Origin of the sequence: Thermophagus xiamenensis (assembly GCF_900112795.1) — a bacterium.
In the GTDB taxonomy this organism is placed as follows: Bacteria; Bacteroidota; Bacteroidia; order Bacteroidales; family Marinilabiliaceae; genus Thermophagus; species Thermophagus xiamenensis.
Genome location: NZ_FONA01000006.1, coordinates 128,574 through 144,698 on the forward strand (window position 1 = coordinate 128,574; position 16,125 = coordinate 144,698).

Consider the following 16,125-nt stretch of genomic DNA (forward strand, 5'->3'; position numbering starts at 1 on the left):
AATTAATACAACATACCCATCAGCCATAAAGGTATGCGATTACCGTAACCAATTTCAATATCATCACAAATCAGATAAGAAGAAGGAATATCCTTAATCTGGTCAAACCTTTTGGTCTTGCCACCTACTTCAAAAAGATATTTTTCATTGACACAAAAATCACCAACATCCGAATAATTCACGCGATATTTTTGTTTTAATTGCTGAAATAAAAACGTTTCCCGGAGGGCTCCTTTTTCAGGCTTTTGACCCGCCAGGGCCGTTAAAATATTGACATTTCCCGGGAAAATTTTTTCGGGTTTTTGCATTCTGGCCAACCCTTTTTTAGCCGATTTCAACAATAGTATTAATCCTGCCCTTTGTAACACTTCCAGATAATGATACAATGTTTTACGGTCCAATTCAACCAAAGAAGCCAAATTGGCCATATTGGGAACAAATGGGACGGTAGAACTTATTATCTCAATCAATGATTTTAATTTAATGACATTTCTATATTCAATTCCCTGAGTTATGGGAATATCAGATTCCAAAACAGTATTGACTACCTGCCGTAACCTTTCCAAATATTTGGTTTTGCTTTCCTTATAAAATGGATAACAGCCATAATGCCAATAATCATTCAACATCGCCAAAGGTTTAACCTTTTCAACAATGTCTCGGCATATAATGACATGGTCTTTTAAAATATCTTCCAGAGAAACACTTTCCAACGATATTCCATATTCAAATTGGATGAATTCGCGTAGTGACATTTCAGGAATATGGTAGGCTGACACTCGCCGGCTCAAATCCCACTTGCCTTTGTAGATATCCAAGATTGAAGAACCTGAAAAAACAATCTTCATATCCGGGTAACTGTCATACAGGTTTTTTATTTCAATAGCCCATGTCGGGTATTTATGCACCTCATCCAGAAAAAGAACCTTCCCATTGTGATTGTAAAATGTCTTTGCAAAATCCACCAGGCGATGATTCGAAAAATAGATATCATCAAGGCTTACATACAATGCATTTCCATTACCGCGATAATGCTCTTTCAAATATTGAAGCATAAGCGTGGTTTTTCCCACACCTCGTGCCCCCATTAAAGCAATAAGACGGTCACTCCAATCTATTTCATTCCATATAAAACGCTTAAAATGAGTACGTACATTACGTAACAGACGATTATAATTATCATAAATACGTTCCATTCGATGAATATTATTTGAGGATTACATTCCACAAATATATACCTTTTTTGTGGAATCCATTCCACATTTTAAAGCATTTTTTGTTCAATATATTCCACAAAATAAAATTTTAATACCGGCGACTTTTACCGAAAAGCATAAATCGATTAAAACATTAACACCGGAAGGCGACAATGGCCTTTTATGTGGCAATATCCTCATAATTATTGTTTCAAATAGTGATATTCGGTTTTAGCATCTCACAACAATTCCCACAACAGAGCAACTCATAGCGTTACTCAATGTTAACCAACCCATTACAATTCCGTCTTCCAATAACCTACCTTCATCAAAAAAAACCTTAAATTGGTCTATTCCCTGCAGGTTTTTCCTCATTTTTTGCAATCTTCGCGCCTTCAATAGAAGTATAAAGAAAGAAGAGAAGTTATTGCTTTGGCAATTAATCCCTTAACTACAATCCTTAAATTGAATACAAAAAAGCCTCTGAACCCAAAACAATAACAATCAAAAAGAAACGCAACTGAATGAGAAAAGGGATTGACATAAAGACCATAAGAAACAAAAAAACCTACCAAGCCCCGGTTTTGGAAGAGGTAACACTGGACAGAGATATTATTTTGATGTATGCCAGCATGATTGAACCTTGGGGTAGCTCCCTTTATTCAACCTCGGGGACCGAAAAGGTGCAAAGCAATAAGGAAACAAATTCTATCTTCCCCGAATCTGAGAATCCGTTTGGTGGGGGCACACCCGAATATGAATAATTGAACCGGTGATAGGAAGAATATCTTTTTAATGGCACGAATATCTAAGAGATTTTGTTAACATACGTAATAAACAGAGAGGCCGGGCAAGAACACCCGGCCTTCTTCATTGTTGACCCCGTTCTGTCATGTGTGATTTTATTGTTGTTCCACCTCTTCTTCGGTACCGGAAGTGGAAGAAGTGCGTGATTCCACTACGCGGTTATACTTTTCAATTACCTCATTAATTTCTTTGGCCACCTGGTTGTAAACCTCACTGCCCGAAACTATGGCATTGGCCTCCAGGTGCTGCAGCAAAGCACGATAAACACCTATAATTTCCTTCCTCAGGTCAGCCATTTTAACTTCGGGTTTGGCGGCCTCTTCCTTCACTCTTCTCAAGTAAGCTTCATCAAAGAGTTTGTTAGCCTCTTCCAGTTCGTTCAGCCAATCGGACAAACCCTCAAGCTTGGTTACCGCTTCAGCCAAATCGGCTTCCGTCCGAAATTTGTTAAGAATCCCGTCGATGGTACTGGTTTCGGCCTGATAGTTAAGACGAGCTATACCGCCTCCAAACAATAGAATAGCATCGTACAGGCGCTGAGCAGCAGCTTTTTTATCGGGGTCATAATGGTATGAGAAGGCGTCAATAAACTGGTAAATACCGGTAAAGGCGCGGTCGCGCCGTTCATCCAGCTCCTGGATTTCCTGAGTAATGTCGCTCCCGGTTTCGGGTCGGTACAACTCGGAAATTTGAGTACCCAGGGCCGACAGTTCATCATAAACATTCTTAACATTCAGCACTTCGGGGTCGTGACTGCTCACAATGTTCAGTATGTTCTTAATAAACTGAACAAACTCACTGTTCCTGAAGTTATGAATTAAAGCTGCTAAAAACATGGTTCCAAAATTTTAAGTTTAACGACTAAAATTCCAGAATCACCCGTTAATTTATAGAAAAACAAACATTTTTTCAAGTCCTTTCTTGTTTTTTTTAACAATAAACCACAAACGTGCCAATCACTTAAACACCAAACCCTTACATCTCTGTTGCAAGATTTCAAATCGTTCTGGAGGCCATTGCATCGCTGCAGCAAGGTTTCAAATCACTCTGGAGGCCATTGCATCGCTGCAGCAAGGTTTCAAATCACTCTGGAAGCAATTGCATCGCTGCAGCAAGGTTTCAAATCACTCTGGAAGCCATTGCATCGCTGCAGCGAGGTTTCAAATCACTCTGGAGGCTATTGCATCACTGCAGCAAGGTTTCAAATTACTCTGGAGGCCATTGCATCGCTGCAGCGAGGTTTCAAATCACTCTGGAAGCCATTGCATCGCTGCAGCAAGGTTTCAAATCATTCTGGAAGCCATTGCAACGCTGCAGCGAGGTTTCAAATCACTCTGGAAGCAATTGCATCGCTGCAGCAAGATTTCAAATCACTCTGGAGGCCATTGCATCGCTGCAGCGAGGTTTCAAATCACTCTGGAAGCCATTGCAACGCTGCAGCGAGGTTTCAAATCACTCTGGAGGCCATTGCATCGCTGCAGCGAGGTTTCAAATCACTCTGGAGGCTATTGCATCGCTGCAGCAAGGTTTCAAATTACTCTGGAGGCCATTGCATCGCTGCAGCGAGGTTTCAAATCACTCTGGAGGCCATTGCATCGCTGCAGCGAGGTTTCAAATCACTCTGGAGGCCATTGCATCGCTGCAGCGAGGTTTCAAATCACTCTGGAGGCCATTGCATCGCTGCAGCGAGGTTTCAAATCACTCTGGAGGCCATTGCATCGCTGCAGCGAGGTTTCAAATCACTCTGGAGGCCATTACAACGCTGCAGCAAGGTTTCAAATCACTCTGGAGGCCATTACAACGCTGCAGCGAGGTTTCAAATCACTCTGGAGGCCATTGCATCGCTGCAGCAAGGTTTCAAATCACTCTGGAGGCCATTGCATCGCTGCAGCAAGGTTTCGGCAACTCCCGAAGGCCATTGCATCGCTGCAGCAAGGTTTCGGCAGACAAAGCGTTTTTTAAACACGAAAGCTCCGTCCCGACGTTTCGGGACAAAGCTTTCGAACTTCACAGGGATTTTTGATAGATTGTCAGATATTAGATAATTAGATATTAGATTAATAGATTTAAGATGGTTAGACCTTAGAAATTTGCCTATATCAACCTTATCTATTTTTACAATTTATATCCATTTATTTCAATCTATATCAACGTAAATCATTTTATCTGTTGCTATTGATTTAATACCCTCATAATCTTTTCACTTTTAACCGTACCTCCAGCTTCCACACGAATCAAGTATATGCCACTATTTTCCGGAAGGTCAATTTCTGTTTCGGTAAGGTTGGTCTTTACACTTTTTATGAGTCTGCCATTTAGGTCAAGCACATCGATGGTGGCTTGTGCTGTTTGCAGCAACTCCCGGCTAATTTTTACCAAAGCGTCGGTCTGACGCCCCACGATACGGATGGTGGCCGATGTATTCTCTCCAGGTTCTTCTACAGATGTGGGCACCTCATTAACCTTAACAAAACGCAATACAAAGCGGTCATGGTCATCACCCATATCTGCAGGCGTATATACATATTTATTTTGTTGTCGAAGATTTGTCCGGACACCGGTTTCACCATCTATCAGATAAAGCTCATAGCCATCAGCAAATCGTTCCAAATAAAACTTAAGAGTCACCTCTCCTTCGATGCGGTTGCGCACACTTAATGGAATATCCAGAGAATCGGCATCCAATTCAGGCAATCCGTTGATAGCATAAGCAACATCATTGATGCGGGTATATATTTCGGGCGTACTTGTAGAACTGTTAAACTGTTTTTCAGAATCTTCGGGCCCTGCATCTACCGAGAAATCATCATTAAAATAGATTACGGCACCATCAATTAAATATCCGTTACCGGCTTCAATACGAATAAGGTTGTAAGAAGTATTTGGGGCAATACTCTTCAGAGGTGCCTCACTTTTGCTTACACGCGCCGACGGTTTAACCGTTAAGCGGGCATTGGTCTTTTCAGTCTTCACCCATACCGACTGATAAGGCGGAATATGACTCAATGTACTTTCATCATATCCTTCCGGGAAAATGGTATAAACACCGGTACCACTATTATAGGTTTGAAGCACGCGTCCGCCATTCACATCAATAAAACTCCACATGGTATTAGAGATTCCGTCGCGTTCCCATCCCTCAGCATTATCCCAGTCGATAGCCGTCAGATAGGGGTTACCAATCATGTAATAGCCTTTACCATTGAAAGTTTTCTGAACTTCCGACTCATAGACGTAACCCGAATAGTCGAGCACTTTTTCCTGTTTATACCAGGCAGCCACATTTTCCATATCATTCAACAAAGGATCACCATTAACGCCGTTTTCATTTACACGTTCCCATGTATCCTTACCATCTCCGTTGGGGTCACGAAGGATGTAAACCCAGTCATTGGTGGCATCATTATCGGGATAGAACCACTCGACCAGGGGTTTTCCGGCGGTGGGATCTTTCAGTGGTGCACTCAAATACCATTTGCCATTGGCTTCGAGGGTTAGTTTGACATTCACCAGCCCCGATTGGTTCATGGTTTCAGGCAGCATCAATGAGGCCAGATTGTCGTTGGTCGACTCGATGACAATGGTACCGTTATTAATGACATCTTCAGTAATATCGAGAGAGGAACCGGGTTTTAGTGTCAGAGTTTTTCCTGCATCGATGGTCAGGCTACTGCACCAGGCACTTTGGTCTTCAGGTATTACCGGGTTATTGGCAGACATACCGGATTTAATCAATACCGGATTTGCCACCGACGGGACAACGCCGCCCTCCCAGTTGGCACCGTCGAACCAGTCGGTACCGTTACTGCCAATCCAGGTAAAATCCTCAATACTTTTTAATCCAAAAGTAAAAAGTCGGCGGGTATTATGTTCGACCGATACGGTTATCACCTTACCACCATTTATATCTCCCCATTTATCGGAATAATCAACCTCATTCCATTGCTCATCTTCATAGCTAATAACCATAAAGTTAGAATCGTCGGGATTGATACCACTTTCTCCATCCCATCTTAATACCACCCTGGCATTATCAGCACTATTGGCCTCAACGCGCCAGTATTCACTATGGCTCACAAATGTGACACCATCGTCGGAGTAACCATCTTCAGATGCGGCATGGTCAAAATATTGGACGGTCCACACTCCGGTAGATTGAGGACGCACACCGATATTTCCGTACCGGTAATCGTCACCCACGGGGAAGTCGAAGGTAGTTCCGGCATTGATGTGCTTTTGCATGGGTCCGTTAACATACCGCAAGTTGGAAGCCCCCGCCACTGCCGAATTACCGGCATTGAGGACTGTAAGTAAAGCATCGTCGGCGGTATTGATTATACCATTAACAAAAGTCAGTACATTTGTAACTTCTACCGGGCCATTTAAGGTAATACCGGACAGATTGTCTACAGTAAGGTTATAAAAGTCGCTGCTACCGGTAAAGTCACCATTGATTGTCTGTGCTTTGTCACCCTTCAGCTTAACATCCCCCTGCCGCATATCGAAGATGCCATCGTTGCGCGACAAATCACCATAAAGTGTCAACAACCTGTTCTCTTCATTAATTACCGTACCGCCGTCGATGGTCAGGTCACCAAGAACTTTGAGGTCTATATTGGGAAGGATACGTTGACCTTCACCACTAAATACCAGATTATTGACTTGTGGCATCTCGGAAAGGACAGAGTAATTACTGGTTCCGGCAAATTCGAGGGTACCACCTTCAGCCGACAAAAATTCAGTATAATCACCGGCGGGCACAGAGCCTGACTCCAGGATGATACGTCCGGTACCGTTAACCTTACCCAACCGATGATTAAGGGTAGAGCCCACCCCCAGAGCACCTGTTTGGGTTAGGTTGGTTATGTAGGCTTCATGTCCGTTAGTACGCATCTCTACCTGATGCTTAATGTTTACGATGGCTCCTTTAGGACCACCGTCGGGCACTTCTCCTCCGCCTACGACGCTCCAGGTGGATGGCTCATCCCAGTAACCGTTATTAATAGTCACAAAAGTCTGTACTTTATCGGGGATAGCATCGTCGGTTCCGGCGGTATAATCACCGTCGATACCGGCATCGTTAGTACCATCAAATCGGAAATAGAGGATGGTGTTTTCCTCATCGAAATCATCTGTTGAAAACTTATTCCAGATGCCGGCCTGTTCATCCAGTATGCGCGCTGTAATATAATCTTCGGCATTGGTGCCGGGCACATCATCGGGATGGCCGTGCATGGCCACTGTGGCTGAGAAGCCTTCAATTCCTTCAGCATCCAAAGTCCAGTTGTATTGCAACACATTATCCAGGTCTTCGGCAGGGATGGTAATGTGAGGTTCATTTGCAGCTTTCACACGGATGTAACCGCCGGCCCGGCCATTGGCCGTAACATTCATCACCACCGGCGTGTACTTACCCGATGAACCTAAGGGGAAAGTAAATTCTCCCATAGCCCCGGCAGGCAGATATTTCATAATTCCGGCATCGGTAAACGACAGGTTGGTTTGCACCATATTGGTTGCCGAAAAGTTATCGGTATCATCGCCGGCAAAATGAGCATCCTCACCCAACACCAGCAAATTACGGCCTATATCCAGAATACCATTATTGAGCTTCAGCACATCGGTAATGGTGGTCGCAGCCGACTGGGTAGGTATCACCACACCCGAAGGATTATCAATCATAAGTCGGGCAATAGCGCCGCCACCGGATAGCTGTTGGGATGCAGAACCATTCAAGACCATCCCGTTGCCTGAGTCACCACTTTGTACTGAAGCGGCATCGGCGATGGTCACATCGCCTTTAACCATAAGCTCATTTTCACCGGTATGAACAGAACCCGAAGAGAGCGTCAGGTCATTTTCGACAACTATTTCTGTATTTTCAGCAATTTGCAGTGTAAGATTTCCACCATTTTTTACCAGGTTATAAAAGGTGGTATTACCCCGGATGGACTGATTTTGGGTTCCACTAAAGTAAGTAGTATTTTCATTGGGGACAAAAGAGCCCTGGTTAATCATATTGCCCCGGATGGTCAGGTCCAGCCCGTTGGCATTAAAGGTGGCAGATTCGCCGATGTTCAGGTCGCCCTTCAACACCAGTGGCAAGGTTTGCAGACGGACCTCCACAGCACCTGTAAGGCTGAGGTTCTCCACCGGCTGATTGGCGTAGATATCAAAAGTGCCTGTCTCGGACCCTTCAACGATATTTATGGTACTACCATCCCCCAAAGAGATGGTTTCGGGGTCGAAATAGAGGTCGGCCAAACCCGGGGCTTTACTATTGTGGATGGTCAGAGTTGCCCCATCGGCCATGCTAAAGGAACTTCCGGGATTAAGGATTTCAAAGACGGCACGGGACGATTCACCCCAGCCGTTGATGCCCACTTCTACCACTGCCTCACTGCTGTTAACAGAAAATGAGAGGATGCCGGCTTCGGTATTGGGTGATCGGCGAATCTGAGAGCCCACATGAAGTTCACCACTGCCGTTCACCTCTATTTCGGAACGACCGGAAGCCGTATATTCAATGAAGTTGTTGGTACCCTGGTCGAAACGTGACACCCCGCCATCGTTGATGGTCAGCTTACCGTCGAGCCACAGACCTCCCTCATCGGCATCATTTCCGCCCAAAGAGACTTGTCCCTGATTAACAACCAGCTCTGCAGTAGAAGGTATTTTAAACAATCCGCCACCGGCGCTGAGCTCGAGGTTGATGTTGGGATGGTCGAGACTTACAATTCCCGAGTTAAGGGTCAATGGTTTTCGAACTTCATCATTGGGGGCATTGAGAGTAAATTCTCCCGCAAAAGTAACCGAGTCGGTCTCCGCTTTATCGACCACCACATAACCCAAACGAGTATTCTCATCCCCGGTTTTGGAAAAGAGAGAAGAACCGTCGCCGGCAAAAGTGACTGTTACAGTGTTAACGTTGTTATTATCATTATACAAATCGACAACTCCGTCATTCTGGATTATATCCCCGAAAATTGTGAGATTATGTTCGAGTTCATCGGTTCCTGCTTCATCAACAAGTATACTTCCGGCACCGGTAAAGGTCAAATTGCCCTTTATGGTCATGGCTCTTGCGGTTCCACTGTTGCCAAACTGAATATTTCCTGTATTAATAACAACATTCTTTTCCACCACTACGTCTCCATTCGGCTCTGAGCTCATAATCAACGGGGCATCATCCACCAAAAGACCTTTTGCCTTAATATCAACATTGGCCACGGTTTTAGTTCCTGAACCGGAAATCACCAGATTGGGATATTGGTCCAGCTGATTGGAAAGCGTATAATTATCATCTCCATAATACTCAAAAATGGCGGTATCGTTGGTCACAAATTCACCAAAGTTGGCATCCGGAACATTTCCTGATGAAATCCGGAACTTACCCGACCCTTTAATTTCAGAGAAATTATGGTTGACGGTACTGCCTATATCGAGTACCGAACCATTTTCGATGGTTATCTGTGCTGCCTCAGCCCCATTACCGGTGATGTATACCGAATCGTTGTCGCCAATGATGACGATGTCTTCAGGGCCGGGAGGGAAATCCCTACGTCTTACACTTCTACCGTTATGCCCGTCAAAGGACCAGGTATCTCTTTCGTTCCAATTACCGCTTTTGCGGCTGTAAAAAGTACGGGGCTCCTCGATAACTTTAAAAAACAAATAATATGCATCATAAACCGCATAGGTAAAATCCTCTGAAAGATTAGCACTATAGGGAAATGCTAAAGTTCTTTCATCATCTTGAAGTACATTTACTCCAAATGTATCATAATCCCCTTTAGTAATTACAATACCTTCGGGGTCATATCTAATTATAATACTTTGAAAATATGGAACATCAATCACTTCATCCAAGACAAAATCATAACGCAAATTATTTTCCTCCCCATCTAATTCATCCGTTTCCGCACACCAATAATAATTCAATGCATATTCTGAGCCCTCTCCTGAAAAGGCAGGATGGTAATCATTGACAGGATTGATGGTGATAAAGCCATCCACATTCAGATTGTTTCCTTTGGCATAAACCATAGCCGGTGTGTAACGGGTATTGTCGTTATCCAGAACGCCCACCGGGAAAGTTTGAATCAGTTCATCGGATTTATTTCCGGAAAAGCGGACGGGCAGGGTTAATCCCCCGTCGGAACTCAGGCCATTGGTCCGGAACATGGCAGCATTGGCGCCCCAACTCACACCAGAGGCTTTGGTTAAAGATTGGGTAATTTTCAAATTATAGGCACCGGTATGTACCAACTGACCGGCAGCAAAATGAAGAGTAGATATGGTAATATTACTTAACAATTCTATCTGAGGCCTGCTGATGGAAGTGTTATTCAATTCCACATTACCAAAGCCATATTCATGGCCGTAGTCAGAATAAATGGTCTGCAGAGAAGAGCCGGCCAACACCAACTTTCCGTCGGAAGTCAGGACATTTCCCTTTTTCAGTGAAATATTACCGTAAACAGACAAGATATTATCATCTAAATTGAGATTTCCCTTTTCCACGAACAATAAGCCATTCACTTTCGCATTTCCGGCATTCAGAACAACCTCATCGGTCACACTGGATTTGGAAACGGTAAGGTTTCCAAATATCAAATCACCTCCGGAATAATTATTGATTTGTGACACTCCTTCACCGAAAAATGTTGTCACACTATTTCCTAATTCAATATTGGAAGTATTTTGTTGCAGAGTAAGGTCTCCCCCAACCTTCAGTGCATAATTATTGTCGGACACATTGAGCGTTCCGTTAGTTCCGATGGTCAGGTCGTTAAGGATGGTTAGTTCGCTGTTGAGGATGGCAGTGGCGGTATTGCTTTGCCCGGTTATTTCAAGGTTATAGAATGGTGCGGTAGAAGATATATTGAAATTTTCTGAGGCACTACCGGTTTGGTTGATTCGTATGGTACCGCCGGTGACGCTGTATTTTCCTTCGCCCGATTCTATTTCTATGGCGCGGTTTGCAGAGGTGGCGGCATCCTGTATTTCCATGGTACCGCCGGTCATGATAAAGACGTTGTTTTCCCCTTTCACGCTAAAGGTAGCTGCGCCGCTGCCTGATAGGTCGCTGCCAATGTCGCCGTACATATAGACGCTACCGCCCGACTGGTTGTAGGTCCACTTGCCGGTATTATCGCCTGCGCTGCGGAATCCGGGGGTATAGATGGTTCCCCCTTCGATGAGCACCAGGGCGTTGCCGGTGTCCCAGACCACAAAGCCGTGGGTGCGGGTGTTGAGCGTTCCGTCGGTGATACGAAATTTCCCGAGCACCGATAAGGACTGGATTTCGTTGGCGGCAGTGTTGACTCCGTCGGCTGTGAAGAGGCCGTCGGCATTGGCATCATCGGCAGTAGTATTGACCTCCACGGCACTGCCGTTGATCCACAAACCACCCGATTGGGGAACATAAAAATCATTGGTTCCTTCGGTTAACGAATGAATATAAGTGGCACCGGTCAATTCGAGGGTACCGTTTTTTATGTATAGGGCTTTATCTTCAGTGTCGTTATTGTTTTGTCCAAACAGTCGGAAATATTGCCGTTGCGAGGGATTGACGGTAAACCGCCAGGTGGGGTCATCCCCCTTGTCGATGATGAGTCGCTGCAGAAAAGTGGTATTGTTGGCCTGCAGAGTATTGTTGGATTCACCTTTTACTGTCAGAATCACATAGCCATTGGTGGGCGTACTGTCATAATCGGGATTGGAAAGATTTGTAAGACGGATGGTTCCATTATTAATGATATTTCCCCAGACATAAAGGTAATGGGCAGCATTGGTGGTATACACCGTCATGGATGCTCCGCTACTGACAATGACATCCCCTTTAACGGTAAGAGAACGGGAAGTAGAATTGTTTCCGAAGCAGAAAGAGCCTTTCAGGACGGAAAAGTCACCATTAACCGTCAGATTTCCGGCCAGCGTAATAACGGAACCGGTATTTGCGAGGTCAATTTCTACATTATAAAAGGTATTGGAAGAAATGTTATAGTTTTCACCTTTAAAAACTACTGTACCTTTTCCTTCGTTAATAAAATGAGAAGCATCACCGGCAGGAAAGTTATCGCTTTCCATTATGATACGCCCGGAGCCGCGAATTTCGGTAAAGAGGTGTCCCGAAGTATTTTTTAGGTCGAGACGGCCATCCACTGTTAAGACATTGCAATTGGCGATAAATGAATCATCGTCAGTGGGCATGGTGATTGTCTTCCCGCTCTTGATGACGGCATTGTCACCACTCAAGGGATAGCCCTCATCAGCGGTCACATATACAGCAGCGGCGGGGTCTAAGGTCCAGTTTTCCGGATTGTTCCAGTCACCTGAATTGATGGCATACCAGGTTTGCTGTGCCTGAGCTGTCCATCCTAAAATAAACAGTAAACAAACGAAGTAAAATTGCTTCATATACCTAACTTTTATGCCTGTGACAAGGTTGCAAAACACCACAAACTTAATGTTTATACCGTCGAAAAAAAGTTATTGTTAATAAGCTTTGAGGAAAGAGAAACAGTTATTGACGAATTAAGCTTAATTGTAGATTAAGCATTCCTACAATTCATTTTGGGAAAAACGGCGGAACAAGGAAGAAATATCATCATACCAAAAGTCAATGAATAAAGCTTTTACAGAATAATACATCTTCAAAGCCGCAATTATATTGACAATGGGGAAGTAGCAATAGAACATTGGGAGGATAAATGTATGTTTTGAAAATATTAAATTATTCGAAACCGAAAAATCACCTTCTAAAGTAAAAAATCACCAATATTTGTAACATAAAATATTTTACTTCTTCGACAACGGCAGGGATGACCGGCTATTGGAACGATCAGCAATTCTATATTCGCCGGTATATCTGTCTTTAAAAATCAGGACGGGACATTAGTCAACAAGTGGTTAGTGTTAAATAACTAGTGACTAACGACTAACCACTAATAACTACTTTTAAGAGCCAATATTTCAATGAAGTAAGTAAATTTTATACGGATGAAACGAGCATGGCAAGGCGGTTTTACCTTGCTACTTTTTCGGTTTTAACCACACCACCTGCAGAGACGCGCAGCATGTAAACTCCACTTTTATTGGGTAAGTCTATATGAGTTTCTGTGGCACGGGTTTGAATGGTCTTCACCAGATGACCGCTAAGGTCCAACACCTGAATATTAGCTTCGGCATTTTGCAACAGGTCGGGACTGATCTGCAGTAAAGCGTAGTCGCGTTGATTAATAATATTTATATCAAATTGTTGAGACTCTTCCACGATATCCTTTACGGCGGTGGCCACTTCTTTTACTTTTACAAGGCACAACACAAAGCGGTCATGGACATCACCCATTTCTACAGGGGTATAGACATAATTATTTTGTTGTCGAAGATTAGTTATGGCCCCTGTTTCTCCATCTAAGAGATAAAGCTCATAGCCATCGGCAAATTGTTCCAAATAAAATTTCAGGGTCACTTCACTATCGATGCGGTTGCGTACGCTCAAAGGTATTTCCAGCGTATCGGTGTCCAATTCAGGCAATCCGTTAATGGCATAAGCCATATCGTTGATTCGAGTGTATACCTCGGGCGTACTCGCTGAACTGTTAAACTGTTTTTCTGAATCTTCGGGTCCTGCATCTACCAAGAAATCATCATTAAAATAAATTACCGCACCATCGAGCAAATACCCGTTATCGGCTTCAATACGAATCAAATTATAAGAAATGTGTTGGGCAATACTTTTCAGAGGGACTTCACTTTGACTAACGCGCGCCGACGGTTTAACCGTTAAGCTGGCAATGGCTTTCTCTGCCTTAATCCATACTGATTGATATGGTGGTATATGACTCAGTGTACTTTCATCATATCCTTTCGGGAAGATGGTGTATACACCAGTACTATTATTATAAGTCTGTAGAAGCCTTTCACCATTATGATCGAAGAAACTCCACATGGTAGCAGAAATGCCATCCCTCACCCATCCGGTTGGATTATCCCAGTCAATGGCGGACAAATAGGGATTTCCGATCATATAATAACCTTTGCCGTTGAATGTTTTCTGCACCTCCGACGCATAAACGTTGCCCGAATAATCAAGCACCTTCTCCTGTTTATACCAGGCGGCGACATTCTCCATATCTTGAAGGTACCTATAACCATTTACTCCGTCCTCATCTACCCGTATCCAATTATCTCTACCATCACCATCAGGGTCGCGAAGGATATATACCCAATCATTATCGGCATCATTATCGGGATAGAACCACTCAACCAGAGGTTTTCCCGCATCTTGATCCTTCAGCGGCGCAGTTAAATACCATTTGCCATTGGCTTCGAGTGATAGATTGACATTCACCAGCCCCGATTTGGTCATGGTTTCAGGCAACATCAGCGATGCCAGACTATCGTTGGTGGATTTGAGAATGATGGTTCCCTTATTGTTAACATCACCGGTAATTTCGAGAAAGGAACCGGGGTTCACTGTAAGGGTAGCAGAAGTATTCAGAGTGAGCTTTTCAAGGGTAACATCGCCGTCGATGACCGGTGCAATGCCGGAATTCGTGATAATCACTTTAGACGCTGCATCAGGCACCTCTTGGTTTTCCCAGTTATTTGCATTATTCCATTCGCTGCTGTAAGTCCCCAGCCACTGTAATCCGGAAGTAATAAGTCCAATGCTTTCCACCAGATCGGCCAGGTCACTCCCCTGTTCATCCTCCAGAAAATCAGTAAGGGTTCCGTACTCTCCTTTTTCGACAAGGCTCCAAGAGGGCCCGGTAATTTGTGCATCGGGATTCAGGATATAAATATCATCTTCTTTAGCTTTTAGCCCTCCCCCATTATGAGTAAAATCACCACCCACAATCAGATTTCCATTATTCTGAACCTGCGTGTTTGATGAGGTATAAAAATCGCCTATTACAATAACATCGCCATTCACCTTAAGCGATGATCCCGTAGAAGATAAATTTCCGTGGACAATCAGGGTAGCATCTTTAGCTACTGAAATACCTGCCGAACCGGAGAGGTCTCCGAAAATTTCCACGTAGGCGCCGTTATTTAGTATCAGTCCGCTCCATCGATTGTTGGCATAATTTCCCGCAACGAGAAAAGAGTCATTCACCTCCACCGTTACAGGATTTAAATCCCCGTTACGGGTAATGGTACCATTGATGGTCATTTTCCGGTCCACATTGCCATCCACCGGCGGTATGGTTTCCTCCCATATTTCGCTATCTTCAAAATTTCCGGTCACATTCTTACTAATGTAATTCCAGCCGGCAAAAGCACTCACGCCCATAAACCATCCCAATAAAATCAAGTAAAATTTCCTCATTTAAAAATCTTTAACCATGTACAAAATTCTTCCCCTCTTTCTTATTTCGCGCTGCAAGTATACAGGTGAAAAGTTTCCGGTGTAAAAACCTTTGAGGAATGTCCGACTATTTATGATGAATAGTCAAAATAATTCGATAATTGCCTCGGAGGAAATCCCAAAAACAGCTATAAAAAAACTCCATTTGTTAAAAACCGAAAGAAAATTCCGATCTTAGCACCAAAACCTGCCTTGTGACACGGGAATTAAATCAATATCATCAGTTGATGGGTCAAATGCTGGACGACGGGAAAACCGTTCAGGTTACCCTGCATGGGATGAGTATGTTCCCCATACTTTTCCCGGGTGACAGTGTACATATCTGCCGGACAACCTTTGAACAGATAAAGCCGGGGCAAGTAGTCGTGTTTGAAAGAGCGGGACAATGGATAGCTCATCGATTGATGGTAAAAGATGAAGCACATAGATACCTGATTACAAGAGGAGACGGTTTGCCCCGCAATGATGCTCCCATTCCGTTCCAACAGGTCAAAGGAATAGTAACCAAAGTTGTTAAGAGTCGCTCACCTTTGGCACGAAGTATCAACACTTTTTTTGATCGTTGGATGGTATGGCTGGCGCCGGTAACGGGTCGTCTGTTTTGGTATGCAGGCCGGGCGGCGGTATGGGGATTGAGGGGATTGAAAGGATTGATGTGTTAATGTGCTGATGTGTTAATATGCTGATGTGATGAATTAACCGGGAAGTACAATTCTTATATCTTACCAACTAACATCTATAAAT

General features: G+C 43.9%; 6 protein-coding genes. 2 read left to right on the forward strand and 4 right to left on the reverse strand.

The genetic code is table 11. The features are described 5' to 3' along the window. Positions 1–2 precede the first annotated feature (2 nt). Positions 3–1,196 (reverse strand): ATP-binding protein, encoded by a 1,194-nt coding sequence (locus tag BM130_RS05015; RefSeq protein ID WP_010528525.1) that lies wholly within the window; start codon positions 1,194–1,196, stop codon positions 3–5. A 524-nt stretch (positions 1,197–1,720) separates the two neighbouring features. Here BM130_RS05015 and BM130_RS05025 point away from each other — a divergent pair. Next, complete coding sequence (locus tag BM130_RS05025; RefSeq protein ID WP_010528527.1) at positions 1,721–1,960, forward strand: hypothetical protein; 240 nt, start codon at positions 1,721–1,723, stop codon at positions 1,958–1,960. Positions 1,961–2,098: 138 nt separating this feature from the next. Here the strand turns inward: BM130_RS05025 and BM130_RS05030 are convergent, their stop codons facing one another. The 3 genes from BM130_RS05030 to BM130_RS05045 all read right to left on the reverse strand — a co-directional run bounded on the left by BM130_RS05030 (position 2,099) and on the right by BM130_RS05045 (position 15,342). Further along, on the reverse strand, positions 2,099–2,839 hold the full coding sequence (locus tag BM130_RS05030; RefSeq protein ID WP_010528528.1) for a DUF6261 family protein: 741 nt from the start codon (positions 2,837–2,839) through the stop codon (positions 2,099–2,101). 1,336 nt (positions 2,840–4,175) lie between these two features. Next, positions 4,176–12,425 carry a T9SS type A sorting domain-containing protein gene (locus tag BM130_RS05040; RefSeq protein WP_074964291.1) on the reverse strand — a complete coding sequence of 2,750 codons (8,250 nt, stop codon included), beginning with the start codon at positions 12,423–12,425 and terminating at the stop codon, positions 4,176–4,178. A gap of 607 nt (positions 12,426–13,032) precedes the next feature. Continuing rightward, a complete protein-coding gene (locus BM130_RS05045) occupies positions 13,033–15,342 on the reverse strand; it encodes a T9SS type A sorting domain-containing protein (protein WP_010527382.1) in 2,310 nt (769 codons plus the stop codon). A gap of 233 nt (positions 15,343–15,575) precedes the next feature. Here BM130_RS05045 and BM130_RS05050 point away from each other — a divergent pair, with 233 nt between their 5' ends. Further along, positions 15,576–16,043 (forward strand): S24 family peptidase, encoded by a 468-nt coding sequence (locus BM130_RS05050; RefSeq protein WP_237706121.1) that lies wholly within the window; start codon positions 15,576–15,578, stop codon positions 16,041–16,043. The last annotated feature ends 82 nt before the right edge of the window (positions 16,044–16,125 follow it).